The organism is Palleronia aestuarii, from assembly GCF_003253995.1.
In the GTDB taxonomy this organism is placed as follows: Bacteria; Pseudomonadota; Alphaproteobacteria; order Rhodobacterales; family Rhodobacteraceae; genus Palleronia; species Palleronia aestuarii.
On the sequence record NZ_QKZL01000017.1, the window covers coordinates 1 to 26,688 of the forward strand.

The 26,688-nt window shown below is 67.4% G+C and carries 30 protein-coding genes, 1 tRNA gene and 1 pseudogene; 17 read left to right on the top strand and 15 right to left on the bottom strand.

Annotated elements, in window-relative coordinates; all coding sequences use genetic code 11:
- The 5 genes and pseudogenes from LX81_RS15455 to LX81_RS15475 all read left to right on the top strand — a co-directional run.
- Positions 1–272: pseudogene (locus LX81_RS15455) on the top strand (IS5/IS1182 family transposase); the annotation flags it as partial.
- Between the two features lie 140 nt (positions 273–412).
- Positions 413–1,237 carry a carbohydrate ABC transporter permease gene (locus LX81_RS15460; RefSeq protein WP_146259448.1) on the top strand — a complete coding sequence of 275 codons (825 nt, stop codon included), beginning with the start codon at positions 413–415 and terminating at the stop codon, positions 1,235–1,237.
- Complete coding sequence (locus tag LX81_RS15465; protein ID WP_111538229.1) at positions 1,234–2,061, top strand: carbohydrate ABC transporter permease; 828 nt, start codon at positions 1,234–1,236, stop codon at positions 2,059–2,061. The genes LX81_RS15460 and LX81_RS15465 overlap by 4 nt, the downstream gene beginning before the upstream one ends.
- A 54-nt stretch (positions 2,062–2,115) precedes the next feature.
- The gene (locus LX81_RS15470) at positions 2,116–3,198 is read left to right on the top strand and encodes an ABC transporter ATP-binding protein (protein ID WP_211322788.1); all 1,083 of its coding nucleotides are present in this window, start codon (positions 2,116–2,118) and stop codon (positions 3,196–3,198) included.
- 17 nt (positions 3,199–3,215) lie between these two features.
- On the top strand, positions 3,216–4,700 hold the full coding sequence (locus tag LX81_RS15475; RefSeq protein WP_146259449.1) for a sulfatase family protein: 1,485 nt from the start codon (positions 3,216–3,218) through the stop codon (positions 4,698–4,700).
- A 156-nt stretch (positions 4,701–4,856) separates the two neighbouring features.
- Here the strand turns inward: LX81_RS15475 and LX81_RS15480 are convergent, their stop codons facing one another.
- A complete protein-coding gene (locus tag LX81_RS15480) occupies positions 4,857–5,762 on the bottom strand; it encodes an SUMF1/EgtB/PvdO family nonheme iron enzyme (RefSeq protein WP_234822643.1) in 906 nt (301 codons plus the stop codon).
- Between the two features lie 439 nt (positions 5,763–6,201).
- Here LX81_RS15480 and rarD point away from each other — a divergent pair, with 439 nt between their 5' ends.
- A complete protein-coding gene (gene rarD, locus LX81_RS15490) occupies positions 6,202–7,125 on the top strand; it encodes an EamA family transporter RarD (protein WP_111538233.1) in 924 nt (307 codons plus the stop codon).
- A gap of 189 nt (positions 7,126–7,314) precedes the next feature.
- Here the strand turns inward: rarD and LX81_RS15495 are convergent, their stop codons facing one another.
- From LX81_RS15495 to phnD, 6 genes are all read right to left on the bottom strand, one after another.
- On the bottom strand, positions 7,315–8,058 hold the full coding sequence (locus tag LX81_RS15495) for a glucosamine-6-phosphate deaminase (protein ID WP_211322789.1): 744 nt from the start codon (positions 8,056–8,058) through the stop codon (positions 7,315–7,317).
- A 313-nt stretch (positions 8,059–8,371) separates the two neighbouring features.
- The gene (locus LX81_RS15500) at positions 8,372–9,280 is read right to left on the bottom strand and encodes an HAD-IIA family hydrolase (RefSeq protein ID WP_111538234.1); all 909 of its coding nucleotides are present in this window, start codon (positions 9,278–9,280) and stop codon (positions 8,372–8,374) included.
- Positions 9,277–10,086, bottom strand: a complete 810-nt coding sequence (gene phnE / locus LX81_RS15505) for a phosphonate ABC transporter, permease protein PhnE (RefSeq protein WP_111538235.1) — start codon at positions 10,084–10,086, stop codon at positions 9,277–9,279. Before phnE (LX81_RS15505) ends, LX81_RS15500 begins: the two co-directional genes overlap by 4 nt.
- Positions 10,083–10,877, bottom strand: a complete 795-nt coding sequence (phnE, locus tag LX81_RS15510) for a phosphonate ABC transporter, permease protein PhnE (RefSeq protein WP_111538236.1) — start codon at positions 10,875–10,877, stop codon at positions 10,083–10,085. The genes phnE (LX81_RS15505) and phnE (LX81_RS15510) overlap by 4 nt, the downstream gene beginning before the upstream one ends.
- Complete coding sequence (gene phnC, locus LX81_RS15515; protein ID WP_111538237.1) at positions 10,874–11,650, bottom strand: phosphonate ABC transporter ATP-binding protein; 777 nt, start codon at positions 11,648–11,650, stop codon at positions 10,874–10,876. Before phnC ends, phnE (LX81_RS15510) begins: the two co-directional genes overlap by 4 nt.
- A gap of 55 nt (positions 11,651–11,705) precedes the next feature.
- Positions 11,706–12,689, bottom strand: a complete 984-nt coding sequence (gene phnD, locus LX81_RS15520; protein ID WP_111538238.1) for a phosphate/phosphite/phosphonate ABC transporter substrate-binding protein — start codon at positions 12,687–12,689, stop codon at positions 11,706–11,708.
- 159 nt (positions 12,690–12,848) lie between these two features.
- Between phnD and LX81_RS15525 the strand changes: the two genes are divergently transcribed.
- Both LX81_RS15525 and LX81_RS15530 read left to right on the top strand, forming a co-directional pair.
- Positions 12,849–13,652 (top strand): DeoR/GlpR family DNA-binding transcription regulator, encoded by an 804-nt coding sequence (locus tag LX81_RS15525; RefSeq protein WP_111538239.1) that lies wholly within the window; start codon positions 12,849–12,851, stop codon positions 13,650–13,652.
- 160 nt (positions 13,653–13,812) lie between these two features.
- Entirely contained in the window at positions 13,813–15,267 is a 1,455-nt protein-coding gene (locus LX81_RS15530) for an alanine/glycine:cation symporter family protein (protein ID WP_111538240.1), read from the top strand.
- Positions 15,268–15,581: 314 nt separating this feature from the next.
- Here the strand turns inward: LX81_RS15530 and LX81_RS15535 are convergent.
- Positions 15,582–15,658, bottom strand: a tRNA-Ile gene (locus tag LX81_RS15535).
- 73 nt (positions 15,659–15,731) lie between these two features.
- Between LX81_RS15535 and purM the strand changes: the two genes are divergently transcribed.
- The 3 genes from purM (at position 15,732) to rnd (ending at position 18,638) form a co-directional block, all read left to right on the top strand.
- Complete coding sequence (purM, locus tag LX81_RS15540) at positions 15,732–16,814, top strand: phosphoribosylformylglycinamidine cyclo-ligase (protein ID WP_373280288.1); 1,083 nt, start codon at positions 15,732–15,734, stop codon at positions 16,812–16,814.
- Positions 16,811–17,401: a phosphoribosylglycinamide formyltransferase gene (gene purN / locus LX81_RS15545; RefSeq protein ID WP_111538241.1), complete on the top strand. Its 591-nt coding sequence runs from the start codon at positions 16,811–16,813 to the stop codon at positions 17,399–17,401. Before purM ends, purN begins: the two co-directional genes overlap by 4 nt.
- 76 nt (positions 17,402–17,477) lie before the next feature.
- A complete protein-coding gene (gene rnd / locus LX81_RS15550) occupies positions 17,478–18,638 on the top strand; it encodes a ribonuclease D (RefSeq protein WP_111538299.1) in 1,161 nt (386 codons plus the stop codon).
- Between the two features lie 38 nt (positions 18,639–18,676).
- Here the strand turns inward: rnd and LX81_RS15555 are convergent, their stop codons facing one another.
- Complete coding sequence (locus LX81_RS15555) at positions 18,677–19,132, bottom strand: hypothetical protein (protein WP_111538242.1); 456 nt, start codon at positions 19,130–19,132, stop codon at positions 18,677–18,679.
- 129 nt (positions 19,133–19,261) lie between these two features.
- Here LX81_RS15555 and LX81_RS15560 point away from each other — a divergent pair, with 129 nt between their 5' ends.
- Both LX81_RS15560 and LX81_RS15565 read left to right on the top strand, forming a co-directional pair.
- A complete protein-coding gene (locus LX81_RS15560; protein WP_111538243.1) occupies positions 19,262–19,672 on the top strand; it encodes a SufE family protein in 411 nt (136 codons plus the stop codon).
- The gene (locus LX81_RS15565) at positions 19,662–19,967 is read left to right on the top strand and encodes a hypothetical protein (protein ID WP_111538244.1); all 306 of its coding nucleotides are present in this window, start codon (positions 19,662–19,664) and stop codon (positions 19,965–19,967) included. Before LX81_RS15560 ends, LX81_RS15565 begins: the two co-directional genes overlap by 11 nt.
- A 4-nt stretch (positions 19,968–19,971) precedes the next feature.
- On the opposite strand, the gene LX81_RS15570 is transcribed toward LX81_RS15565, so the two are convergent.
- The 3 genes from LX81_RS15570 to LX81_RS15580 are packed head-to-tail and all read right to left on the bottom strand — an operon-like array spanning position 19,972 to position 21,150.
- Positions 19,972–20,613, bottom strand: coding sequence for a DUF1638 domain-containing protein (locus LX81_RS15570; RefSeq protein ID WP_111538245.1), 642 nt, complete (start codon positions 20,611–20,613; stop codon positions 19,972–19,974).
- The gene (locus LX81_RS15575) at positions 20,610–20,933 is read right to left on the bottom strand and encodes a YbjQ family protein (RefSeq protein ID WP_111538246.1); all 324 of its coding nucleotides are present in this window, start codon (positions 20,931–20,933) and stop codon (positions 20,610–20,612) included. The genes LX81_RS15570 and LX81_RS15575 overlap by 4 nt, the downstream gene beginning before the upstream one ends.
- A 1-nt stretch (position 20,934) precedes the next feature.
- Positions 20,935–21,150: a hypothetical protein gene (locus LX81_RS15580; RefSeq protein ID WP_111538247.1), complete on the bottom strand. Its 216-nt coding sequence runs from the start codon at positions 21,148–21,150 to the stop codon at positions 20,935–20,937.
- 129 nt (positions 21,151–21,279) lie between these two features.
- Between LX81_RS15580 and LX81_RS15585 the strand changes: the two genes are divergently transcribed.
- On the top strand, positions 21,280–21,813 hold the full coding sequence (locus tag LX81_RS15585) for a DinB family protein (RefSeq protein WP_111538248.1): 534 nt from the start codon (positions 21,280–21,282) through the stop codon (positions 21,811–21,813).
- Between the two features lie 16 nt (positions 21,814–21,829).
- On the opposite strand, the gene LX81_RS15590 is transcribed toward LX81_RS15585, so the two are convergent.
- Complete coding sequence (locus LX81_RS15590) at positions 21,830–22,537, bottom strand: cobalamin B12-binding domain-containing protein (RefSeq protein ID WP_111538249.1); 708 nt, start codon at positions 22,535–22,537, stop codon at positions 21,830–21,832.
- Positions 22,538–22,707: 170 nt separating this feature from the next.
- Between LX81_RS15590 and LX81_RS15595 the strand changes: the two genes are divergently transcribed.
- A complete protein-coding gene (locus LX81_RS15595) occupies positions 22,708–23,790 on the top strand; it encodes a PA0069 family radical SAM protein (RefSeq protein WP_111538250.1) in 1,083 nt (360 codons plus the stop codon).
- 77 nt (positions 23,791–23,867) lie between these two features.
- Entirely contained in the window at positions 23,868–24,053 is a 186-nt protein-coding gene (locus tag LX81_RS15600; RefSeq protein WP_111538251.1) for a hypothetical protein, read from the top strand.
- 54 nt (positions 24,054–24,107) lie between these two features.
- Here LX81_RS15600 and bmt read toward each other — a convergent pair whose 3' ends face one another.
- Positions 24,108–25,127: a betaine--homocysteine S-methyltransferase gene (gene bmt / locus LX81_RS15605; RefSeq protein WP_111538252.1), complete on the bottom strand. Its 1,020-nt coding sequence runs from the start codon at positions 25,125–25,127 to the stop codon at positions 24,108–24,110.
- A gap of 97 nt (positions 25,128–25,224) precedes the next feature.
- Positions 25,225–25,539, bottom strand: a complete 315-nt coding sequence (locus LX81_RS15610) for a DUF1476 domain-containing protein (RefSeq protein WP_111538253.1) — start codon at positions 25,537–25,539, stop codon at positions 25,225–25,227.
- A 150-nt stretch (positions 25,540–25,689) separates the two neighbouring features.
- Here LX81_RS15610 and purC point away from each other — a divergent pair, with 150 nt between their 5' ends.
- The gene (gene purC, locus LX81_RS15615; RefSeq protein ID WP_111538254.1) at positions 25,690–26,451 is read left to right on the top strand and encodes a phosphoribosylaminoimidazolesuccinocarboxamide synthase; all 762 of its coding nucleotides are present in this window, start codon (positions 25,690–25,692) and stop codon (positions 26,449–26,451) included.
- Positions 26,452–26,688: the final 237 nt, after the last annotated feature.

Below are 26,688 nucleotides of genomic sequence, written 5' to 3' on the forward strand. Positions count from 1 at the left end.
ACGCCAAAGCATGGAAGAAAGACAGCCCGGGGGCAGGTGCGAGAAACGACGCCCTGCGCGCCATCAAACGCTTCGGTCGGACGCTCTGGAGAAGGTGGTCCGGCTACCACCGTCGAAGCCGCGTCGAGACCAAGATGAACTGCATGAAGCTCCTCGGTCAGAAGCTCATGTCCCGCGACTTCGACCGCCAGACCGCCGAACTCCAAGTTCGCATCGCCATCCTCAACCGCTTCACCGCCCTCGGCATCCCCGTCACGCAGCCCGTCGGCTGACCTCAAACGAAGAAAGGGGAAGTCCCTCCGTCAGGAGATTTGCGCAACAAGGCCTCGACAAGGCGCTTCTTCGCCGGGCCCGCGCCGCGAGGAACCGGGGCTACCGGAGGTTCCTCCTCCCGGCCCTGGCGACCGTGATCGTGCTGACGATCCTGCCGCTGATCTTCTCGATCACGCTCAGCATGACGTCCCTCTCATACTCGAGCCTCAGCGGGCCCCGGTTCGTCTGGTTCGAGAACTACGTCGATCTCCTGTCCGACGACCGCTTCCTCAGAAGCCTCTGGCAAAGCGGCATCCTCATTTTCGGCCCGTTGGTGTTCCAGCTGATCTTCGGCTTCTGCCTGGCCCTCGTGATGAACGAGCGCCTGCCGGGTCTCGGTTGGCTGAGGGTCATCTTCATCGTGCCCATGTTCTTCCCGCCCATCGTCATGGGCCTGATGTGGAAGGTGCTGTTCACGCCGCAGCTGGGCGGCATCAACCATTACCTCGGCGCGATCGGCATCGACGGTCCACAATGGCTGTCGAACCCGTCCTCCGCGCTGACCGCCATCGTGATCGCCGCCGTCTGGGGTTGGACGCCTTTCGTCACGATCATGTTCTACACGGCGATGCAGACCTTCCCCAAGGATCTCTACGAGGCGGCGCGCATCGACGGCGCGACGTGGTCGGAGCAGATCCGTTTCGTCACGCTGCCGCTTCTGAGGGACACGGCGGTCGTCGTGATCGTGTTCCGCATCATGGAAGGCCTCGCGATCTTCCCGATCATCTACGTGATGACGAATGGCGGACCCGCGGGCTCCACCGAGACGACGAACTACTACGCCTTCATTTCGGGGTTCGAATTCCTGCAGGTGGGGTACGCCTCGGCGATCATCCTGTCCTTCCTCGCCATCCTCGTGGCCATCCTCGCGCCCTCGACCGGATTTCTTCTCCGGGGCGCCGAATCCGATGGAGATGCGGCATGAACCCGACCAATCGCCGGATCCGGACGGCCCTCTACGCCTTCGGCATCTTCTGGGGCTTGGTGATCGTGCTGCCGTTCTTCTGGCTCGCGACGCTTTCCGTGAAGAGCCGGCTCGACGCCTTCGCGACGCCGCCCAAACTCCTCTTTACCCCGACTTTCGAGGCCTATCGCGAGGTCTTCACCGACAGCGATTTCCTCTCGGCAATTATGAACAGCCTCATCGTCTCGACGGGCGCCGTCGTGCTGTCGCTCGTCATCGCCATCCCGGCTGCCTTCGCGCTGCGCAACCTCACCGGACCGATAAGGCACAACGCCCTCCTGACGATCCTCCTGATCCGGATGGTGCCGGGAATGGTGTATCTGCTGCCCTATTTCGTGATCTACGGGCGGCTCGACCTGATCGATACGCGCATCGGGCTGATCATCGTCCACCTCATCTTCAACGTTCCGCTCATCATCTGGATGCTGACGCCGATATGGCGTGCCATTCCACGCGACCTGGCGGAAGCCGCACGGGTGGACGGCGCCACGCCGCTCCAGACATTGCTGCTCGTCGACCTGCCCCTTCTCAAGGGCGGCATCCTCGCCTCGTCCGTGCTGGCGTTCATCTTCTCGTGGAACGAGTTCCTCTTCGCCCTCGTCCTGACGCGGCGCGACGTCGTCACGCTTCCGGTGGCGATCGTGAACTTCCTCGCCTTCGAGGGGACCGAATGGGGCAAGATCGCCGCCGCCTCGATGTTCATCGTCATTCCCGCCATCGTGTTCGGCTTCTTCGTGCGACGCTACATGATCGCGGGCCTCACCGGCGGCGCCGTCAAGGGATGAGACAGGTCCCCGCTCCCGCGACAGCCCGCACCGCCAAGAAACAGGATCCGTCCCGTGGCTGAAATCCAAATCACCAACATGAGCAAGATCTACGGGAACGGCATGACGGCCGTCGACGATCTTACCCTGCATATCCGGGACGGGGAGTTCCTGGTTCTGGTCGGCCCATCGGGCTGCGGCAAATCGACGATCCTCCGGATGATCGCAGGCCTGAAATCCATATCCTCGGGTGAACTCAGGATCGGCGACCGGGTGGTCAACGATCTCGAGCCCAAGGAACGCGATATCGCCATGGTGTTCCAGTCCTACGCGCTCTACCCGCACATGACCGTGGCCGAGAACATCGGCTTTCCGCTGCGGCTCGAGAAGCGGAGCCCTTCGGAGATCGAGACGCGGGTGAAGGCGGCGGCGGAGACGCTCGAGCTGAGCGCATATCTCGATCGCAAGCCGTCGCAGCTCTCGGGCGGTCAACGCCAGCGCGTCGCCATGGGCCGCGCCATCGTGCGCCAGCCCTCGGTCTACCTGCTGGACGAGCCGCTCTCGAACCTCGACGCGAAATTGCGCGACGCGACCCGCGCCGAGATGGTCGACCTCCAGGCCCGGCTCGGCGTCACGACCGTCTACGTCACCCACGACCAGGTCGAGGCGATGACGATGGGAGATCGCGTCGCGGTGATGAAGGACGGCACGCTCCAGCAATGCGCCGCGCCGCGCGAGCTCTACAGCCGTCCCGCGAACCAGTTCGTCGCGGGCTTCATCGGCACGCCCGCGATGAACTTCATCCCGGCCGAGATCAGGGGCGATGCGATCTTGGCCGGAGATCACGCGTTTCCCTTGCCTGCGGAATTGAGCCCGGCGATCGGGACGCTTCCGGACGGGCATGTGACGCTGGGCATCCGCCCCGAACATCTCTCCATCGGGCCGGACGGCATCCCGGCCGAGGTCGTCGCGGTCGAGGAGCTCGGTTTCGAGGCGATCGTCCGCGTGAGCTTCGCGGGCGCGGGCGCGCACGACCAGCTGATCGTCCGCGCGGGCGGGGAGACCGAGATCACGCGTGGCGAGACGGTACGGATCGGCTTCGGCGAGAAGATCCACGTCTTCGACGCGAACGGGCAGCGTCTTGGAGAGATGAATTGAACGACAGGATTACCGACATGCGGCGACCGAACGTCCTCTGGATTTGCACGGACCAGCAGCGATGGGATACGCTCTCCTTCCTCGGTCATGCCGGGGCTCGGACGCCGAACATAGACGCGCTGGCCGCCAGGGGTACGGCGTTCGATCGCGCCTATTGCCAGAGCCCGATCTGCACGCCGTCCCGCGCGTCCTTCCTTTCCGGCCGCTATCCGATCGCACACCAGAACCATCGCAACGGAAATATCGGCTTTCGCGAGGATATCCCCCTCGTGCCCAAGGCCTTCCGCGACGCGGGTTACGAGACGGGCTTGATCGGCAAGTTCCATCTCTCCCGCGCCAAGGGCATGGTCGAAGCACGCCCCGAACATGACGGCTATTCCGAGTTCTACTGGAGCCATCATCCCGATGCGGATTGGGACGAGGGGCACGATTACCAGGATTGGCTCGTCGAGAAGGGCGTCGATGCGAAGTCGCTGCACGATCCGGCGCGGGTCTATGGCCCCGGGGCGGCGGCGGAGCATCACCAGACGACATGGGCCGGCGAGCGGGCCCGAGACTTCATCCGGCGCCATGCGGACACGCCGTGGTTCCTGACCATCAATCTGTTCGACCCGCACCCGCCCTTCGACCCGCCGGCCTCGTATCTCGAGCGGTTCGACCGCGCCGACATGCCGCCGCCGATCTTCCGGGAAAGCGACATCGCCCATCAGGAGCGTTTCACGGGCGTCGACCAGCAATCGAAGGTCGCCGTCGATCCCCGCGCGGGTGACCCGAATTCCCCCGGCTTCCGGACCGCGCCCGCCCGGCCGGACGGGGCGAACCACGACACGCCCCCCGAGATCTACGACGGCAAGTACATCCGCGCCTGCTATCACGCGATGATCGCGATGGTCGACGACATGGTGGGCGCCCTCGTCGCCGAACTCGACGAAACCGGCCAGACGCGCGATACGATCGTCCTTTTCATGAGCGATCACGGCGAGATGCTCGGCGATCACGGATTGATCTACAAGGGCGCGCGCTTCTACGAGGGCCTGACCCGCGTGCCGATGATCTTCTCGTGGCCCGGACAATTCCGCGAGGGTGTCGTCTCGGAGGCGCTCGTGGAGCTGATCGACATCCCCGAGACCCTCCTCGAGGCGGCCGGCCTGCCGAAGATGCAGGGCATGCAGGGAAAATCGCTCCATCCGATGCTCACGGGCGACGTGCCCGCCGATACCCACAAGCCATACGTTCTCTGTGAGTATTTCGATGCGCTCGGCATGCCGGGCGGGCAGCAGACCCGGGCGAGCATGTTCTTTGACGGCCGGTACAAGCTGAACGTCTATCATGGCCTCGAGGATGTGGGCGAGCTATTCGATCTGCAGACGGATCCGAAGGAGTTCGACGATCTCTGGAGCGATCCCGAACACGCCGCGGTCAAGTGCGACCTCATGCAGCGCGCCTTTTCCGCGATGATGCTCGTTTCCGGCGCGGGTCCGGAGCGGACGGCCCCTTACTGACGGTGACGCGAAAGCCGTCATCGCGCGGGCTAGCCTGACGACTTTCGCGACCATCGCCTGCCAGAACGACGCCAGAGTGCAACACACGGCGGCCACGAGATACATCCGGCGCGAAACCGTGCCGGGCCGCAGTCGTCACGGGCGCGCGCCTTCTCCTTACAGGGTATAGGCGACGCGACATCCGGTGTTGGACGTGCCGCTGTCGGCAACGATCCCCGACCGCGCGGCGATCCGATACCGGTAGCAATAGCTCGCGTGGCACAGGAAGCTGCCGCCCTTGGCGACCTTCTGGTTCGACCTGCGCGCCTCCTCGTTGCGCTGACGCGCCGCGCGCGTGTTCGACCTGACCTGGAACGGCGTCGACGTCCACTCCCAGACATTGCCCGCCATGTCGAAGAGACCGCTGCCATTGGCGGGAAAGCTGCCGACGGGCGCCGTCCCGAACCATCCGTCGGCGCAACTGTTGTGATGCGGGAACCGGCCCTGCCAGATATTCGCGGGCTGGAATTCCGTATCATCCGGCTCGCGCATACCCCACGGAAACCGGGGGTCCTCGAGGCCGCCGCGCGCGGCATGTTCCCATTCCGCCTCGCTCGGCAGACGCCCGCCCGCCCATTCGGCGAAAGCGCACGCATCGGCCCAGCTCAGATGCACGGCGGGGTGATCCATGCGATCGGTCACGTCGCTTTCGTCACCTTCCGGCCGCGCCCAGTAGGCACCCTCGCAGGGAAACCACCAGGGCAGCCCACCCTGAGACGGCGGCAGGCTCTCCGGCTGCGCCATCAGCGGCCGGAAGACCGGGGCCCAACCGAAGCGCTCGGCTTCCGTGACATAGCCCGACGCGACGACGAAGGCGGCAAAGCGGGCGTTCGTGACCGTCACCGTCTCGAGCGCGAACGCCTTGATCCGGACCGTACGACGGGGCGCTTCTCCATCCTGGGGAATTTTCGGGGCATCGGTGCCGACATGGCTTCGTCCGGCATCGAAGGACGCCCGTGGGGGCGGTGATGCGTCCGCCCGCGAAAGAACCTCGGGTGCCGGCCGCGGGGCACCCCCTCGTATTCCCCGCGACGAAGCGAGGTCGCTACAGCATGCCATGAGCCGCTTACTATCTTCCACCGACGGACATGCAAAGCGGCTTGACCGTGGTGCTCCCGGTTCCGTCCACGCGATCTCGCGCACCTCAGGTTCTTCCGGCCATCCGGACGGCTTGCAGGATCGTCATGCCGGTTCGGCCGACCATGTCGAGCCGCCGCCCGGCAGGGCCGCAGATGGTCCTTGTCCACGAGCCGGAGGCGGAGCCCGGTACGTGCTGTAAGGCCTCCTGCTCGAACGCCGCCTCGAACGAAGCCGCGCGTCGCTTCCCTCCCATCGGCCATACGGCACGGAGGAGACGACGTCTCGTGCCCCGCATCGAAGCATAAGGCGCTCCTTCGACTGGCGTGTCTCGGGTTCGGCAGGTACTGGCCGAAACGACGAGCGGCGCAGGCAGGGGAAGACGATGACGGCGACCAACGAAGACAGCCCCCGCGGCCTTGCACTTGCCGTGACCGCGTACGTCATGTGGGGGTTCCTGCCGCTCTACATGAAGGCGCTCGCCCACGTCCCGCCGATCGAGGTGATCGCCCACCGGGTGATCTGGTCGGTTCCCATCGCGGCCGTGATCCTGCTCGCGATGCGGCGCACCGCCGATATCCGTGCGGCCCTCTCCAACCCCCGGACGCTGGGCATGGCGGCGGTGACCGCGGCGCTGATCTCGATCAACTGGGGAGTCTATGTCTGGGCGATCGCTTCGGGCCACACGCTCGACGCGGCACTCGGCTACTACATCAATCCGCTCTTCAGCGTCGGCCTCGGGGCCCTGCTGCTCGGCGAAAGGCCACGGGGCGCACAGATACTCGCGATCGCGCTGGCGGCGGTGGCGGTAGTAGTGCTGACGGTCGCGGCGGGGCAGGTGCCCGTCGTGGCACTGGGGCTGACATTCAGCTGGGGCTTCTACGCCTATTTCAAGAAGAGTCTCCCCGTCGGATCGGCGCAGGGCTTCTTTCTCGAGGTGATGCTCCTGACCCCGCCCGCACTGGCGCTGATCGCGTGGATGGGCATGAGCGGCAAAGGCCATTTCGCGACGGGATCGGCGCAGGATACGTGGCTCCTGCTGGGAGCGGGGTTGGTGACGGCGGTGCCGTTGATCGTCTATGCCACGGGGGCAAAGCTGCTGCGGCTCTCGACGATCGGTATTCTGCAATACATCGCGCCGACGATGATCTTCCTGACCGCCGTCTTCGTCTTCGGCGAGCCGTTCGGAACCGCGCGGATGATCGCCTTCCCGATGATCTGGGCTGCGCTCGTACTCTATACCGTTCCCCTGATCCGCGAATCCCGCCGCAAACGCCCTCCCGAGATGGTCGCCCCCGATCCGGTGTGACGGAGCCGAAACCGATGTTCGGTGAGGGCGGCTATCAAGGCATGATCGCACCGCTGGAGGATCGCTCTCTTCGGGAGCACCAGACTTTAGCGTTCGCGCGGCGTCGTTATCCGACTGGATCGGGGATAAGGTCCGTCCCGACACCATGGCATCCGCGGGATTCCTGTAAATGCGTGCGGCCTTCGCTTCTCATGACGGTATCGTCAGCAGGCTTGCGGCTTCGGGATCGAGATGCATGCGCACGTTTCCATGGGTCTGCAGGATCGACGCGGGAGAGCGGTTCGTGACGGGGCCGTCGATCGCCGCGCTCACCGCACTGGCCTTGCGTTCGTCCGGGACCGTCAGGACGATATCGCGTGCCTTCAGGATCTGGCGGATCGACATCGAGATCGCGCGGCCGGGCACCTCGTCCAGCGACGCGAACCACCCCTCGCCGAGTTGCTGCCGGCGGCATGCCTCGTCGAGTTCGACGACGAGGTAGGGGCTATCGGTTTCGAAATCCGCCGGCGGGTCGTTGAAGGCCAGGTGACAATTCTCGCCGATCCCCGCGAAGCAGACCGCGATGTCCTCGCGGGAGATGCGCTCGTTCAATCGCGCGATCTCGGCATCCAGATCGTCCGCGTCCCCGTTCACCGCCACGAAGTCCCCCAGATCGCCCAGAGGGTCCACGAAACGGCTCCGGAGATAGCCCCTGAAGCTCGCCGGGTGGTCGATCGGAAGGCCCACATACTCGTCGAGATGGAAGGCCGTGACCTTTCCCCAGTCGAGATCCGCACGAACCAGACGCTGCAGCATCTCGAACTGGCTGGCTCCGGTCGCGACCACTATCGCGGCCTTTCCATCGGCCTCGATGGCCCTCCGGATCGCCGCCGCGCCGTCCTCGGCCGCGCCGCGCCCCATGCTCTCCTTGTCGTCGTATGTGAGGATTTCCACGCCCGCCTCCTTCCAGATACTTCCTTATAGATCGCCCGAACTGCGGCGGCACTGACCGTCAGCACTCCCGAACACTGAACGACATCGCCTGAATGGTCGCGATCAGGCATAACGACCAATGCCGGGTCTTCCGGGTTGCAGGGGCCAACGGTGGCACCAATATGAACTGCGCTCTCGCATCGAGGCCCCACATGGAACAGTTCCGGATCGGTGGCCTTCTCGCAGGCACGGCCCTTGTCCCGAGCGGGTGAGAGACTGTGAGCGAAGCGGTAAAAAGCCTCGGGTTCCGCGAGAGGCCCGATCGGCCCGGCAATCAGATCTGGTTGAGAACGAAGTCGGGCACGATGCCGGACTGCTCGATGGCCTCGCCCGCATCCAGCTCCGCCAGCGATCCATGCCCTGTCACCAAAGCCGTGGCGAACCCCATATGACGGCCCCCGAGGATGTCCGTATGCAAGGTGTCGCCCACCATGAGCACGCGCGTGTGAGCAACCGATTGCCGCGCCACGGCGAGGTCGAAGATTTCGGGGAACGGCTTGCCGAAGAAACGGGGCTTCAGACCCGTCCGGTCGATCAGGCGATGGGCGAAATAGCCGGGCTCCCGCGTCAGGCCGATTTCGCGGGGCGCGACGAGATCGGGATTGCCGACGAGGATCGGACGCGGATTGGCGCGCAGGGAGGATTCGAGCAGCGCTTGCCGGGTATCGGTCCAGCCCTCCGATCCGATGAGCAGGAAGCCGACAGCATCGTCGTAGGCCGCACGGTCTTCGTCCATGTGGTCGATGTCGAGGTCGGCCAATTCCTCGTCGGGCGTCGCGAGGTTCATCATGACCCCCCAGCGTCGCGGTGACGAAGCCGCGAGATGGGCGAGAAGCGCCTCCCGGCTGGTCACGACTTCCGACGGGGAGAAGTCGAAGCCGAGTTCGGTGTAGCGCTCCATCATGCGGCGCTTCGGGTAGCCGGCCGAGTTCGAGACGACCATCACCCGCTTGCCCATGGACCGGAGGGACGCGATCCGGTCCGCCGCGCCCGGGATCGGTCGTTCGCCGACGTTCAGCACCCCGTAGGCATCGAGGAGGATCAGGTCGAACGCGTCCGCGATATCCTCCAGGGATTCGACCGCCTGCCATGTCGCGGGGAACGACGCCTCCGGCAGGCGCGGGCGCACCCTGAGATAGGTTTCGAATGCGCGGGCCGGATCCGCGACCGTCGGGACGCTCACAGGATGCGGCGCCGCAGGAAGGCCGAAACAACCTCTCCCACGATCACCAGCGCGAGGATCGCCAGAAGGACCGTGGCCGCCTCCGGCCAGTTGAAGGTGTCGATGGCGCCCTGCAGGATGATGCCGATCCCGCCCGCGCCGACGAGGCCCAGCACGGTCGATTCCCGCAGGTTGATGTCCCAGCGCAGGATCGCGACGGCCCAGAATGTCGGCATGACCTGCGGAACGATGGCGTAGGCGATCACCTTGAAGCGTGACGCACCGGTCGCCTCGAGCGCTTCGACCGGCCGCTTGTCGATCTCCTCGATCGCTTCGCCGAGGAGCTTGCCGATGAAGCCTACAGAGCGGAACATGATCGCCACGATGCCCGCCACAACGCCGGGGCCGAAGATCGCCACGAAGAGGAGCGCCCAGATGATCGTGTTGACCGAGCGGGAGGTCACGAGGATCAGCCGCCCCAGCCAGAGGGTCGCCTGGTTGGGCGTGGTGTTCTGCGCCGCGAGATAGGCCACGGGCAACGACATCAGCGTCGCGAGCGCCGTGGCGAAGGTGGCGATGTTCACCGTCTGCCACAGGATGCGGAGGATCTCCGCGAGGTTCGTGGTGTCGGGCGGATACATCCGGCCGAAGAGATCGCCCATCTGCGCCGGGGCGCCCCAGACCCAGGCCCAGACGACCTCGATCGAGGACAGCGACCACGCGATGGCCAGCGCGCAGGCCGCGAAGATCGCGAAACGCCGCCAGCGCTGTTTCGGGGTGAACCGGGTCCAGTCCTCACGCCCGAACTGTTCTGCGATGCTGCTCATCCGATGCGCTTCCTGATCATGCCGCTGACCCCTTCGGAGATAAGGATCACGCCCACGATCACGATGGTGATGGCGAGGGCGAAGTCGTAATCGTAGCGCCCGAATGCGTTGGCGAGCGTGGCGCCGATCCCGCCCGCGCCCACGATCCCAACCACCGCCGAGGCGCGCAGGTTGGAATCGAGCTGGTAGATGGTCAGACCGATCTGACGCGGCATGATCTGCGGAAAGATGGCGTAGAACATGGTGGACAGAAACGGCGCGCCCGCCGCGCGCATCGCCTCCACCTGGCCGAAATCGATCTCCTCGATCCGCTCGGCCAGCATCTTGGCGACGAAACCGATGGAATAGACGATGAGCGTCAGCACCCCGGCGAAGGGGCCGAAACCCACCGCCTTGACGAAGATGATGGCCACGATCACCGGGTGGAAGCTGCGCGCGACGATGATCACGAACCGCCCGATATAGTAGACGGGCAGGGGGGCGACGTTGCGCGCCGCCATGAACGCGATGGGGATCGACAGCAGCACGCCTCCGGTGGTGGCGAGGATCGCGATCTTCAGGCTTTCGAGGAACCCGTCGATCAGGAGGCCCGAGCGCTCGAAGCTCGGCGGAAAGGCTCCGCCGAAGATCCGTCCGGCCCGCCCAAGTCCGTCGGCCACGCGGGCCCAGTCGATGGGCATGGTGGCGCCCACCCAGAGGAAGTAGACGGCAGCGCCGAGATAGACGGCCCAGCGGATCACCGGATTGGCGATGAAGGGCGGCTTCTGCCAGGTGTCGCGGGTTTCGCTCACGACGCTTCCCTCATGTCCTCGCTGCGATCGGCATGCGGGCTTCCGGAATAGATCCGGTCCATCGCCTCCCGGTCGAGCGCGGCCGGCTTGTCGTCGAAGATGATCCGGCCGTAGCGCATCCCGACGATGCGGTCGGTATACTCCTTGGCCTCGGTCACGTTGTGGATGTTGATCAGCACCGGCAGCTTCAGTTCGCCCGCGAGGTCGCGCAGGAGCCCCATGATCTGCTCGGAGGTCTTCGGGTCGAGGGACGCGGTGGGCTCGTCGGCCAGCAGGATCTCGGGATCCTGCATCAACGCGCGCACCACGCCCACCCGCTGCCGCTCGCCGCCCGAAAGCTGGTCGGCCCGGGTGTCGGCGTATTGCGCGATGCCCACCCGCTCCATCAGTTCGAAGGCCCGGCGGACATCTTCCTTCGGATAGCGGCGCGTGATCGCCGCGAAGGTGGAGATGTAGCCCAGACGCCCGGACTGCACGTTCTCCATCACCGTCAGGCGATCCACCAGGTTGAAGCCCTGGAACACCATCCCGATCTTGCGCCGCGCGGCGCGCAGGGACTTTCCGCGCAGCTTCGTCAACTCGGTCCCGTTCAGCTCGATCGAGCCCGAGGTCGGCTCCACGAGCCGGTTGATGCAGCGCAGGAGCGTGGACTTCCCCGCGCCTGACGATCCGATGATCGACACGACGCTCTCGCCCTCGATCATCAGGTCGAGATTCTTGAGGACGGGGTCGCCGCCGCCGTAGCGCTTCACGAGGTCGGTGATCTTCAGCATTGCACGCTCCGCCCTTGGGCCGGCGCGTCGCCACGCCGCCCCACTGGTGCCGAAATCATTCCGCGGCCAGGCCTTCGGGCGTGTACTGGACGCCGTTCGCCTCCTGGATCTGGCGGATCACCGCCCATTGATCCTCGTAGGTGATGGGAATGAACTTCGACACGCCCTGGAACTCCTCGCCCAGTTCCGTGCCCGCGAAGTCGAAGGAGAAGAACGCCTCCTCGATCTTATCCTTCAGCTCAGGCGCCAGGTCGTGGGCATAGGTATAGGACGTCGTGGGGAACGGTTCGCTCTCCCAGACCATGCGCACGTCCTCCGGGTCGTAGAGGCCGCGCTCGGCCATCCGCTCCACGACCTCGGAGGCGACGGGCGCCGCATCGTAGTCGCCGGCGACGACGCCCAGCATCGACTGATCGTGGCTGCCCGAATAGGTGACTTCGTAATCCTCGTCCGGAACGACGCCGAGATCGGGGAAAAGCGCGCGGGGCGCCTGGTTGCCCGAGTTCGAGGTGGGCGAGGTGTGGGCCACCCGCTTGCCCGCGAGATCCGGCATCTCCTCGATCTCGCTGTCGGCCTGGGTGAAGACCTGCAGCGTGTAGCCGAAACGACCGTCATCCGCGCCCATGATCGCGAAGGGTACCGCACCCGCGAGGTTCACCGCGAAGGGCGTGGGCCCGGTGGAGAAGCCCGCGATGTGGAGCCGCCCCGAGCGCATCGCCTCGACCTCGGCGGAGTTCGACTGGACCGCGAAGAACTGCACGTCCTTGCCCGTCACCTCCTCCAGATGCTCGATGAAGGGCGTCCAGATATCCTCGTAGATCGCCGGATCCTCCACCGGCGTGTAGGCGAAGACGAGCGTGCCCGGATCCTGGAGCTCGCTTTCGTCCTGGGGCGCGTCGGCGACGAGATCGCCGTCCGCGTCGCAATATTGCGCGTCGAGCGCGCCACGGTTCGCGCAATCTTCCTGCGCGATGGTGGCCGGGGCCGCGGATACGAGCACGGCGAGCGCGGTGCCCGCGAAAAGCTTGGCCTGGTACATTTTGGGTCCTCCTCCCGAGGAATCTTGCCCCGCTGGGGCGTCTGCCGTCGAAGACAGCATCAAAGTTTGGGATATGCAAGATCTAGATGTTGGAAATCTGGCGATAGCCACAATAAGGGTGGGGTTGCGCAGACGCGGGCAAGAACGGGAGTGAGCGACATGCCGTCACCGAAACGGCTCGGAAAAGCCGAACGGCGCCGGCAGATCCTGCTGGCATTGCGCATGAGTCCCCACGTCCGGGTCACCGAACTGGCCGCACGGTTCGGCGTCACGACCGAAACCGTTCGTCGCGACATGGACGCGCTCGGCGCGGAGGGATTGCTGACACGGGCCCATGGCGGCGCGTCCGCGCCCGTGCCCGGTCACCGCGACATGCACGAACGTCGGCTCGAACGTGTCACCATACGCGAGCAGCTCGGCCGGTTCGCGGCCTCCTTCGTGTCGGACGGCGACACGATCATGATCGATGCGGGCACCACGACGATGGAGTTCGCCCGTGCGCTTTCCCTGGCGGAGCGACGGGTGACGGCGATCACGAATTCGCTTCAGGTCGCGATGGTACTCGGCCAGAGCCGGGCCGCCCGCATTCGGCTCGCGCCCGGCACCTACATGCCCGAGGAGGCGGCGATCGTTGGCACGGAAGCATGCGAGTATCTGTCGGGCTACAACGTCGATGCCTGCTACCTCGGCGGCGCGGGCCTTGGCGAGAAGGGCGTGACCGAGATCGTCGAGGGGTTCGACGCGATCAAGCGGACCATGATGCGCCAGAGCGCGGAATGCCGTTTTCTGATCGACAGCAGCAAGTTCGGCCGGACCTTCCTGTCCCGGGTCGCGGAATGCTCGGAAATCGGCACGTTGATCACCGATGCACCGCCCGGTGCCGCGCTCACGCGGCTTCTCGGCCACCCCACGCAGGTAATCGTCGCGCCACCGCCGAACGAAACCCGGATCGACGGCGCCTGATCTTTCATTGGTTTGATGGACGTTCCGCGCGCCGGGCGAATGAGGCGTTCGGGAAGAAGCGACGGCGTCCTCACCCTCTCGGGGCGCCGTCCGAAAATGAGGGCTTTCTCCCAGAACCTGCGCTGTTAACACTTGCGTGATAACGAAGAGGGGCATTCTGATGACGGCAATCGTCGATTTCCTGAACACGATCCTGTGGGGCTATGTGCTCGTATACGGATTGCTGGCAGTGGGATTGTATTTCACATGGCAGACGGGATTCCTCCAATTCCGTCATTTCCCCGAGTTCTTCCGGGTCATCAGATCCTCCCGCGAGACCTCCGCCTCGGGCATCTCTCCGTTCCAGGCGCTCACGATCTCGCTGGCGAGCCGGGTCGGCACCGGCAACCTCGCCGGCGTCGCGGTCGCCATCTATCTCGGCGGGCCGGGGGCCGTGTTCTGGATGTGGATGGTGGCGCTCGTCGGCATGGCGACGGCCTATTCCGAATCGACGCTCGCGCAACTCTACAAGGTCCGTAACGCGGACGAGCAGTATCGCGGCGGCCCCGCCTTCTACATGTCGAAGGGCATCGGGTCGAACGCGATGGGCTACGTGTTCTCGGTCTGCCTCATCCTCAGCTTCGGGCTGATTTTCTCGGCCGTCCAGGCGAACTCGATCTCCGTCGCGATGGAAGAGGCGTTCGCGATCCCCAAGCTCGCGACCGGCCTCGTCATCGGCGCCCTCGCGGGTGTCGTGATCTTCGGCGGCATCAAGTCGATCGCGCGTGTCGCCGAAAAGGTCGTGCCGGGCATGGCGGGTCTCTACATCCTCGTGGCGCTCGTCATCGTCCTCATCAACATCACCGAGGTTCCGGCGATGCTGGCGCTGATCGTCAAGTCGGCCTTCGGGTTCGAGGCGGCGGCGGGCGGTTTCACGGGTGGTTTGATGGCCGCGCTACTCAACGGCGTGAAGCGCGGTCTCTTCTCGAACGAGGCCGGCATGGGGTCGGCGCCCAACATCGCCGCGGTCGCCGTTCCCGATCCGCACCACCCGTCGAGCCAGGGCCTCGTCCAGGGCCTCGGCGTCTTCATCGACACGCTCGTCATCTGCACCGCGACCGCGTTGATGATCCTGCTCGCAGGCGTGGTGGACTATTCCGAGGGAGCCCCGACCGGCATGGCGCTGACGCAGATCGCGCTCGAACAGCATATCGGCGCCTTCGGCCCCATCTTCGTCGGCATCGCGATCCTGTTCTTCGCGTTCACCTCGATCATCGGGAACTACTCCTATGCCGAGAACGCGATGGAGTTCCTCGGGATGGGCAAGCGCATTCCGCTGCTGGTGCTGAAGGCGCTCGTCGTCCTGATGGTCGTCTGGGGCTCCGTGCAGGCGGTGACGACGGTGTTCAACTTCGCCGACGCCTCCATGGCGCTGATGGCCACGGTGAACCTCGTCGCGATCCTGATCCTGTCCAAGACCGTCGCGAAGCTCACACGGGACTATTTCGCACAACGGCGCGCCGGCAAGGAGCCGCTGTTCAGAATCGCGGATTACCCGGAACTCGGCGACGGCGTGGACCAGTCGATCTGGAACCGCAACGTCGAGCGGGAAACGAAAGGCGCGACCCCCGAGTAGCGCCGGGCCCAACCGCAGAGCGCTCCCGACGTGATCCCATGTCGGGAGCCGCATTCTTCGCAGATGCGCGGAATATCGAGTTCGGGCACGTCTTGCTCGCAAGATGACCCCCTCCGGCAAGATCGCGGCGGCTCGGTCGCGACCGTGAGCGGGCACTGCGATATCCGGAAAAACCCCGACCGCTATGCCAACGTGGACATGGAGATCGCAGGCGTCCCCAGCGCGGCAAACGCCGAACGGAAATTGACGGACCATATAACTTAAGGTTCGTCGAACGATCCTTCCCCCAACACAGGGGAAGATGTGACGGCATTTGGTAGGCCCGGAGGGACTTGAACCCCCAACCAAAGCGTTATGAGCGCTCTGCTCTAACCAATTGAGCTACAGGCCCGCCACCAGACGGGATTAACAGAGACGCGGCCCCGGTCAAGGCCGCGGGCTAGGGCGTTGCGGTGGAGGGGGCGATGGTCTACCCCGCCGGCGGGCAAGGCGATGGCGGAGAGACGCGGATGACCAAGGGGATGACCTATGCCGGGGCGGGCGTCGACATCGCCGCCGGAAACGCGCTCGTGGAGCGGATCAAGCCCGCCGCGAAGCGCACCGACCGGCCCGGCACGATGGCGGGCCTGGGCGGCTTCGGCGCGCTCTTCGACCCGCGCGCGGCGGGCTACGACGACCCGGTCCTCGTCGCCGCGACCGACGGCGTCGGCACCAAGCTTAGGATCGCAATCGACAGCGGGGCACTCGGCGGCGTCGGCATCGACCTCGTCGCGATGTGCGTCAACGACCTCGTCTGCCAGGGGGCGGAGCCACTCTTCTTCCTCGACTACTTCGCCACCGGCAAGCTCGACACCGACAGCGCGGCCGAGGTGATCGAGGGCATCGCGGAGGGCTGCGCCCGTGCGGGCTGCGCGCTCATCGGCGGCGAGACGGCGGAGATGCCGGGCATGTACCAGGCGGGCGATTTCGACCTCGCGGGTTTCGCCGTCGGCGCGATGGAGCGGGGCGCGGCGCTTCCCGCGGGCATGGCCGAAGGCGACGTCCTCCTCGGGCTCGCCTCCGACGGGGTCCATTCCAACGGCTTCTCGCTCGTGCGCCGGATCGTGGAGCATACGGGCCTCGGCTGGCACTCCCCCGCGCCCTTCGCGGACGGCCCGCTCGGCGCGGCGCTCCTGACGCCCACGCGCCTCTATGTCCGCCCCGCGCTCGCCGCGATCCGCGCGGGCGGCGTCCGCGGGCTCGCCCATATCACCGGCGGCGGCCTGACGGAGAACCTGCCGCGCATCCTGCCCGAGGGATGCGGCGCACAGATCGACCTCTCCGCGTGGGAACGACCCGCGGTCTTCGGCTGGCTCGCCGAGCAGGGCGGGATCGCGGAGGACGAATTGCTGCGGACCTTCAACGCCGGGATCGGCATGGTCGTCGTCGCGGCCCCAGACCGCGCCGACGCGCTCGCGTCCCTCCTGACGGAAGCGGGCGAGCGGGTGGCGCGCCTCGGTCACGTCGTCGCGGGGGAGGGTGTCAGCTATTCGGGACGGGCCGGGTGAGCCTCAGGGTCGCCATCCTGCTCTCCGGCGGCGGGTCGAACATGGTGGCGCTCGTCGACAGCATGACCGGCGCCCATCCCGCGCGGCCCGTCCTCGTCCTCTCGAACCGCCCCGATGCGGGCGGGCTCGAGAAGGCCAGCGCGCGCGGCATCGCCACGGACGCCATCGACCACCGTGCCTTCCCGGGCCGGGAGGCGTTCGAGGATGCGCTTCATGCGCGCCTTCTCGCGGCGGATACGGAGCTCGTCTGCCTCGCGGGGTTCATGCGCATCCTGACGCCCGGCTTCGTCGCGCGGTGGGAGGGCCGGATGCTCAACATCCACCCCTCCCTCCTGCCGCTCTATCCCGGCCTTCACACCCATGCCCGCGCGCTCGCCGCCGGAGATACGGAGGCGGGCTGCACCGTCCACGAGGTCACCGCCGCGCTCGACAGCGGACCCCTCCTCGGCCAGGCGCGCGTGCCGGTCGCGCCGGACGATACCGCCGAGAGCCTCGCGGCCCGCGTCCTTACCGCGGAGCATCGCCTCTATCCGGCCGTGCTGGAGCGTTTCGCGCGTGGCGAACGATCGCCGCTCCATCTTCGCTGAGGCTTTCCTTCCCCGCCATCACCGCCTATCAGAGGATGTCGCGGGGGCGGGATGGAGCGAGGACAAGACCGGACGCATGATCACGATCACCACTACCGACGCCCTGCAGACCTTCTGCGACCGGGCGGCGAAGAGCCCCTACGTCACCGTCGATACGGAATTCCTGCGCGAGCGGACCTATTACGCGAAACTCTGCCTGATCCAGATCGCGATCCCGGGAGATGCGGAGGAGGACGCGGTGCTCGTCGACCCGCTCGAGGGCGAGCTGTCGCTCGATCCGCTCTACGCGCTCTTCCGCGACACTTCCGTCGTCAAGGTGTTCCACGCCGCGCGGCAGGATCTGGAGATCTTCTGCGTCGAGGGGGGCGTGATCCCCGCGCCGCTCTTCGACACGCAGGTAGCCGCCATGGTCTGCGGTTTCGGCGAGCAGGTGGGCTACGAGACGCTCGTACGGAAGATCGCGAAGGCGAGCATCGACAAGTCCTCGCGGTTCACCGACTGGTCGCGCCGCCCGCTCACCGATGCTCAGAAATCCTACGCGCTCGCCGACGTCACCCATCTGCGGGTGATCTACGAGCAGCTCTCGACGCAGCTCGCCCGGTCGAAGCGCACCGACTGGGTCGAGGAGGAGCTGTCGGTCCTGACCGATCCCGCCACCTACCGCGTCGATCCCGTGGAGGCGTGGCGGCGGGTCAAGACGCGCACCAATTCCGGCAAGTTTCTCGCCATCGTGGCCGCGCTCGCCGAGTTCCGCGAACGCTACGCGCAGGAGCGCGACGTGCCGCGCAGCCGCGTCTTCAAGGACGACGCGCTGGTCGAGCTCGCCTCCACCAAGCCGCAGAACGAGAAGGATCTGGGCCGCTCCCGCCTGCTGCTGCGCGAGGCGCGGCGCGGCGACATCGCCGACGGAATCCTCGCGGCGATCCGCTCCGGTATGGAGGTCGAGCCCGCCGACTATCCCCGCATCGACGGGTCGCGCGACCACCTGCAGATCAACCCGGCGCTGGCGGACCTCCTGCGGGTCCTTCTCAAGGCGAAGGCGGAGCAATCGGGCGTGGCGCAGAAACTCATCGCCACCTCGTCCGATCTCGACATGATCGCGGCGGGCGAACTCGACGTGCACGCGCTTTCGGGCTGGCGGCGCAAGGTGTTCGGAGAAGACGCCATGAAGCTCGTCGAGGGCCGTGCCGGTCTCGTGGCCAAGGGCGGCGACGTCGTGGTCTTCGATCTCGGCTGAACGGGCGCCGCGCCGTCGCGGCCCCGAATGACGCGGCCCTAGCGGGAGACGGCCTGCGCGTTCCGCGCGCCCGAGACGCGGATCTCCCGCACCCTGCGGATCTCGGCCTCCGGCACGAAGAGCGCCACCGTCACCTCCCGCGAGCGCGGCGTGGAGACGCGGGCAGGCGTGGCGGGCGGGGCCGCGCGGAAGGCGAAGGCGAGCGTGCTCGGAAGCGCGGTCGGCACCGGGACGAGCGCCCCGTCGTACCAGCCCTGCGCCGGCGCGATCCCGGTCGCGCGGATCACGACGCCGCCCGGCGCGGGCGTGACGGCGAGCGCGGCCACCTGGTCCATGAGCGGGCGCGGATCGGCGGCCGCGTCGGCACCGAGCGTGACCGCGGCGGGCCGCGCCTCGGGCAGCCATCCGAACGGGTTGAGCGGCGAATCGGCCAGCCGCCCGCAGGCCGGGACGAGGGCCAGGAGGCCCGCTGCGAGAAGGAGTGTCGTGCGCATGGGTCGTCCCGTCAGAGCCCCGTGAGCCTCCCGACTACCCGATCGCCGGGCGCTTGAAAAGCACGCGCCCCACGCTTGCCGCGACGCCGCCCGCCGCATAGGTGGGATGGGAACGATCCGGGGACAGACATGGCCACCGCAGCCTTCGAAGACATCGCCGACACCTTCGCCTTCCTCGAGGATTGGGAGGACCGCTACCGCCACGTGATCGAGATGGGCCGCGACCTCGCGCCCCTCGATCCCGCGATGAAGGTGCCCGCAACCAAGGTGGAGGGCTGCGCGAGCCAGGTCTGGCTCGTCCCCTCGCTCGAGGCGGGGCGCTTCGACTTCGCGGGCGACAGCGACGCGATGATCGTCAAGGGCCTTATCGCCGTCCTCCACGCGCTCTATGCGGGCCTGCCGGTCGAGGAGGTACGCGCCGTCGATGCCCAGGCCGAACTCGCCCGCCTCGGCCTAGACGAGCATCTTTCCTCGCAACGGTCGAACGGTCTCAGGGCGATGGTGGAGCGCATCCGCGCCGTCTCCGCCCATGCGGGGTAGCCTCAAGCTCGGTTTCGATTTCGACAGCCGATGTGACGCCGCCCGCGCGTCGGGGCGGCGGTACCTCCTCGTTTGCGTGGACATGTTCGACCGGATGCGCGGCGACCGCGACATGGGGTTCTATTATCCGGCCTTCGACCGGGCCCAAGAGGTCGCGGATTACATCCGCAATCACGCGATCGGCGTGCCCGATCCGTCCGACAACCGCGACCGCTGCGAGGCGATCGCGGAGCTCGGCGCGACCACGATCGTCCACGACCCCGCCCAATGGCTGAACCGCAGCGCGGGCGACTGACCCCTCATGCCCGCGCGGCGAGCGCCGTCGCCAGATCGCCGTAGCCCGTCAGCCGCCGCTCGAAGGCGAGGCCGAGCCGCGCCGCCGCCGCCTCCGCGGCCCGCGCGAGGTCCGGATCGTCCACCTGTGCGAGATGCACGACCTTCTCGTAATGGCCGAAATAGGCGTCCCTGAGCTCCGGATGCCGATCGAGCCCGAGCGGGCGGATCACGAAGGCGTCGAATTGCCGGACGAGGAAATCGGTGAGGTAGAAGGCGGTGAACTCCTCCTCCGCCTGCGCCTCGAACCGCGCGACCCCCTCGAAGAAGGCATAGCAATGCGGCCCCGCGACCATCTCCACGCCCAGCTCCGCGCAGACGCGGGCAAGATCGCCCCCGGTCCCGCAATCGGCATAGACGACGAAGATCGCGTCATACGCGGCCCGGTGCCGCCCCACCGCCTCGCGCACGGCCGGCGCGATCTTCTCGGGCGCGTTGTGCAGGATCGCGGGCAGGCAGGCGAGATCCATGTGGTCCCACCCGTTCGCCTCTCTGAGCGCCAGGATCTCCCGCGCGAGCGCCCCGCAGGCCAGAAGCAGGATCCGCCCGCGTCCCTCCGGCGCGAGCCCCTCCCGCGTGAGGGTGACGGGGGAGGGCGCCTCCGTCACGGCGCGGGCCCGAGCCGCACCGCGGTGCCGTAGGCCAGCACCTCCGACGCGCCGTTCTGGATCGTCGAGGTCTCGAACCGCGCGGCGACGACGGCATCCGCGCCGAGGGCCCTCGCCTCCGCCACCATCCGGTCGAAGGCCTGCTCCCGCGCCCCCGCGAGAAGCTGCGCGTATTCGCGCACCTCGCCGCCCACGAGGTTGCGGAACGAGGCCACGATGTCGCTGCCCACATGCTTGGCCCGCACGGTGGAGCCGCGCACGACCCCGAGCGCCTCGATGATCGCCCGGCCCGGCACCCCATCCGTCGTCACGACGATCATCTCAGCGCTTCGTGCGGTCGTAGCGGTCGTCCTCGGCGCTTCGCAGCCGGTCGGAGACCACGCGCCAGAGGACGTAGAGGACGAGAAGCGTCGGGACGAGGGCGAACCAGCCCATCGGAAAGGCGAAACTCGCCGAGACGATCGCGCCGAGCCAGATCGTGAGGCCGGCCGCGCCGATCACGCAGACGAGGATCAGGACGAATCTGTCGAGGGGCATGGGCATCTCCTTCCCGTCCAAGGTGGGGCCGCGGAGGCGATTCGTGAAGAGCGGCGCGGCCCCGCGGCGCTTGACGCCTTCCGCGGCACGGTCTCACCTCGGTCCGGGCATGGGCGGGAGCGGGAAGAGATGACGGACAGACCCTATGCCGTGACGATGGCGCGGTACAATGCGTGGCAGAACGCGAGCCTTCTCGCGGCGGCCAAAACCCTTCCCGAAGGCGATCTCGACCGCGACCGCGGGGCCTTCTTCGGAACGATCCGCCGCACGTTCTCCCATCTGCTCTGGGCCGACGCGGTCTGGCTCGCGCGCTTCACCGGGGCGGAGGTGCCGCCGGGCGGGATCGCGGACTCGACCGGACTCGCCGCCGACTGGAGCGATTTCCGCAGGCAGCGCACGGCGCTCGACGCGGACATCCTGCACTGGGCGACCGCGCTGCCGGCGGCGGGCCCGGAGGGCGATCTCGCCTGGTTCTCGGGCGCGACCGGCCGGACCGTGACCCGGCCCCGTCGCCTGCTCCTTCTCCATCTCTTCAATCACCAGACCCATCACCGCGGACAGATCCACGCCATGTTGACCGCGGCCGGCGCGCATCCGGACGCGACCGACATCTGGCTCATGCCGGACGGGTCCGCGACGGGATCGGGCGACGGGACCGGCTGACCGGCCCCGCCGGGGCTCAGGCCCCGGCCCGCATCTGGTTGTGCTTGCGCTGCACGAATTCCTTGGCCGTCTCCACCGCCACGGCGGCATCGCGGCAATAGGCGTCCGCGCCGATGGCCTTGCCGAATTCCTCGTTGAGCGGCGCGCCGCCCACGAGGACGATGTAATCGTCGCGGATCCCCTCGGCCTTCATCGTGTCGATCACGACCTTCATGTAGGGCATCGTGGTGGTCAGCAGCGCCGACATGCCGAGGATGTCGGCCTGTTCGGCCTTGATCGCCTCGATATACTTCTCGACGGCGTTGTTGATGCCGATATCGACGACCTCGAAACCCGCGCCCTCCATCATCATCGAGACGAGGTTCTTGCCGATGTCGTGGATGTCGCCCTTGACCGTGCCGATCACCATCTTGCCCATCCGGGGCGCGCCGGTCTCCGCGAGGAGCGGCTTCAGGATCGCCATCCCCGCCTTCATCGCGCCCGCGGCGAGCAGCACTTCGGGCACGAAGAGGATGCCGTCGCGGAAATCCCGGCCCACGATCGTCATGCCCGCGACCAGCGCCTCGGTGAGCACCCGGTAGGGCTCCCAGCCGCGCTCGAGCAGGATGTTCACCCCCTCCTCGATCTCCTCCTTCAGCCCGTCATAGAGATCGTCGTGCATCTGCAGGACGAGATCCTCGTCGGAGAGTTCGGAGAGGATGATTTCGTCGTCTTCGTCGGCCATGGCGGGATCTTTCCTTGCAGGCGGGTTCCGCGACATATGGCGGATCGCCGGTGGAGCACTAGGCGGATTCCGACACCGTTTGTGCGTTCCCCGACGGGCAGGTGCAAGACCGGGGGCCGGGCGCATCGGCGGGGTTGGCGGATGTTCTCCATGTGTTCTAGTCTGCCCGCATGACCCCGCCGATTCCCTCCCGCAGCCACCGTGTCCTCGGACGCGGGACGCCCGCCAATCCCGAGACGCGGTTCGACCGCCACACCCGCACGGCGGAGGATGACGGCTGGGCGGCGGAGGACGATCTGCCGCCCGTCCGGACGGAGGTGCGCGAGGAGGTGCCGCGCCGCGTCCTGACGCGCAACACGTCTCCCGATATCGGCTTCGACCGGTCGATCAATCCCTATCGCGGCTGCGAGCACGGCTGCATCTACTGCTTCGCCCGCCCGAGCCACGCCTTCCTCGGCCTCTCGCCGGGCCTCGATTTCGAGACGAAGCTCGTGGCCCGCCCCGACGCGCCACGCGTGCTCGAGCGCGAATTGCGCCGCAAGGGCTACGCCGCGGCCCCCGTGGCGCTCGGGACGAACACCGATCCATACCAGCCGATCGAGCGCGACAGGCGCATCATGCGTGGGCTCCTCGAGGTGCTGCAGGCCTTCCGCCATCCCCTGACCATCGCGACGAAGGGCGGGCTCGTGCTGCGCGACGCGGACATCCTGTCGGAGATGTCGGGGGCAAACCTCGCGCGCGTCGGCATCTCCGTGACCACGCTCGACGCGGGCCTCGCGCGGCGGCTGGAGCCGCGCGTCCCGCCCCCCGCCGCGCGGCTCCGCACGATCGAGGCGCTCGCGCGGGCGGGGGTGGAGGTGCGCGTCATGGTCTCGCCCATCATCCCGGGCCTCACCGACCCGGAGATGGAGGCGATCCTCGGGACCGCCCGCGACGCGGGCGCCGTCGCCGCCTCCTGGGTCATGCTGCGCCTCCCGTTCGAGGTCGCGGGCCTTTTCGAGGACTGGCTCGACACGCATGCGCCGGGGCGCAAGGCCAAGGTGATAGCGCGGCTGAGGGAGATGCATGGCGGCAAGCCCTACTCGGCCGATTGGGGCCGCCGGATGCGCGGGGAGGGGCTCTTCGCCGATCTCGTCGCCCGCCGGTTCGATCTCGCCTGCCGCCGCCTTGGGCTCGCCTGCCGCCTGCCGCCGCTCCGCCGCGACCTCTTCGCCCCGCCGCCCCGGCCGGGCACGCAGCTTGCGCTCTTCTGACGCGCGGGCGCGCGGAACCGCCGCCCCGCATCCCGGATTGGCCTTCGTGGAATGCATCCGCCGGAGGAGAGACAGCCATGACGGACCCGACCGACACCGACCCGAAGACCGGGACCACGGACGATCCGAACCAGGCCACGCGCACCGGCCTGCCCGAGACGCCGGAGCACCCCGCGAAGGTGCGCCCCGACGACAGCGACCCGGACGACCCGCGAACCGGGCCCGGCTCGACCTCCGATCCGAACCAGGCCAACCGGACCTGACGCGGATCGCCTACGCCCGCGCCGCCCCGGTCCCCGAGCCGGGGCCTCGTGGGGTCAGCTCCGGCGGCGCCCCCGGCGCGCGCGGGCGGGCGCCGCGTCGTCGCCAGTGCCGTCGTTTTCGGACGAGAATCCGCCCAGCACCTCCACGATCCGCTCGAGCGACGGGCGCGGTCCGCGCTCCCGCTCCTCGAGCGCCGCACGCATCTTCGCGAGATGTTCGGGCGTCGTGCCGCAGCAGCCACCGATGATCGTCGCCCCGCAATCGCGCGCCATCACCGCGTATTCGGCCATAAGCTCCGGCGTGCCGTCGTAATGGATGTGCCCGCCGCTGAATTTCGGGATCCCCGCATTGCCCTTGGCGATCACCGGCCGCTCCGGCCCCTGCGCGGTAAAGCCCAGGACGGTGCGCAGCAGGTCCGACGCGCCGACGCCGCAATTCGCCCCGAACGCCATCGGCGCGCGATCCTTCAGCTTCCCGACCAGCGCGACCATGCCCTCCGACGTCGTGCCCATCATCGTGCGGCCCGCCGTGTCGAAGCTCATCGTCCCGCACCAGGGCATCCCGGCGAGCGCCGCCGCCTCGGCCGCGGCCTTGTATTCCTCGGGCGCGGAGATCGTCTCAACCCAGAGCACGTCGGCGCCGCCCTCCTTCAGGCCCTCCGCCTGCTCGTGGAACATCTCCACCGCCGCCTCGTGGGTGAGCGTGCCCATGGGCGCGAAAATGTCGCCCGTGGGCCCGATGGAGCCCGCGACGACGATGTCGCGCCCGGCCGCGTCGGCAACCTCGCGGGCAAGCTCCGCCCCCGCCCGGTTGAGTTCGCGCACGCGGTCCTGCGCGTCATGGAGCTTCAGCCGCGAGGCGTTGCCGCCGAACGTGTTGGTCAGGAACAGGTCCGATCCCGCCTCCACCGGCCCGCGGTAGAGGGCGCGGATCTTGTCGGGCTCGTCCACGTTCCAGAGTTCCGGCGCCTCGCCCGATTGCAGCCCCATGTTGAAGAGGTTCGTGCCGGTCGCCCCGTCCGCGAGTATCCAGTCGCGGCGGGCGAGCATGCGGGAAAGCGCATCTTGGGTCATCGTCGGGGCCTCTCTCAACGGACGGGTCGCGGGCGCCATCTCACGAAAAGCGGCCCTGCGCAAATAATGGGGGGTCGGCTCGCGGGGGAAGGGGGCGTCAGCGCCCGTCCATGAGCTGTGCCTTCGCCTCGGTCATCAGCTCGGCCATCTTCGCGCGGATCTCGCCCTCGTCTGCCCTGTCGCCGAGATCGCCCGCGACCTTGCGATAGACGTCCTCCTCGCCCGCCTCCTGGAAGTCGCTCTTGACCACCTCGCGGGCGTAATCGGCGGCCGCCTCGCCCTCGAGCCCCATCCGCTCCGCCGCCCAGAGCCCGAGCAGTCGGTTGCGCCGCGCATCGGCCTTGAACTGCATCTCCGCATCCTTCGCGAACCTGTTCTCGAAGGATCTTTCGCGATCGTCGAATGTGCCCATCCTGTCCTCCCATGCCGTCGCCGGACTTTCATGGCATATGGTTTTGCCGCGATCCCCCCGCAAGAGGCGGCCCGCGCCTCGCCTTGCCGTAGGGGTCAAGGTGGCCTATAGGCTTGGCGCGAACGGGCCCGCCGCCCGAACGGAGTTTCCATGGCACGCCGCAAGAAGATCTACGAAGGAAAGGCCAAGATCATGTACGAGGGCCCGGAGCCCGGGACGCTCGTGCAGTATTTCAAGGACGACGCCACCGCCTTCAACGCGGAGAAGAGGGCCACGATCGAGGGCAAGGGCGTCCTGAACAACCGCTTGTCCGAATTCTTCATGAAGGGGCTCACGCAGATCGGCGTCCCGAACCACTTCATCAAGCGCATCAACATGCGCGAGCAGCTCATCCGCTCGGTGGAGATCATCCCGCTCGAGGTGATCGTGCGCAATTTCGCCGCCGGTTCGCTCTCGACCCGGATGGGCCTCGCCGAGGGCACGGCTCTGCCGCGCCCGATCGTGGAATTCTGCCTCAAGGACGACAAGCTGGGCGATCCGCTCGTCTCCGAGGAGCACATCACCGCCTTCGGCTGGGCCACGCAGCAGGATCTCGACGACATGGTTTCGCTCGCGCTGCGCGTGAACGACTTCATGTCGGGCCTGATGCTCGCCGTCGGGATCAAGCTCGTCGATTTCAAGATCGAGATCGGCCGGATCTGGGACAACGACTTCCAGCGGCTCATCGTCGCCGACGAGATCAGCCCCGACAGCTGCCGCCTCTGGGACATCGAGACGGGCCAGAAGCTCGACAAGGACGTGTTCCGCCGCGATCTGGGCAACCTGACCGACGCCTATACCGAAGTCGCCCGTCGCCTCGGCGTGCTGCCCTCGAACGTCACCCACGCAACGAAGCCGACGCTCATCAACTGAGCGTCCGCTCCGGGCCGACGCGCCCCGGTCAAGGCCGTCCGCCCCACCCCTCTCCTCCGACGTTCCGGGCCTCGACCCGGGACCTCGCCGAGCAGCGGCGTCCGGCCCACCCCTCTCCCCCGCCGTCCCGGGCCCCGACCCGGGACCTCGATGGTCCATGCCACCCCGCCCCGCGTCCCCCATCGCTGCCACGTTCCGTCCTGCCCGGCACGCCATCGCATCGGTCGTCCGCCCCGT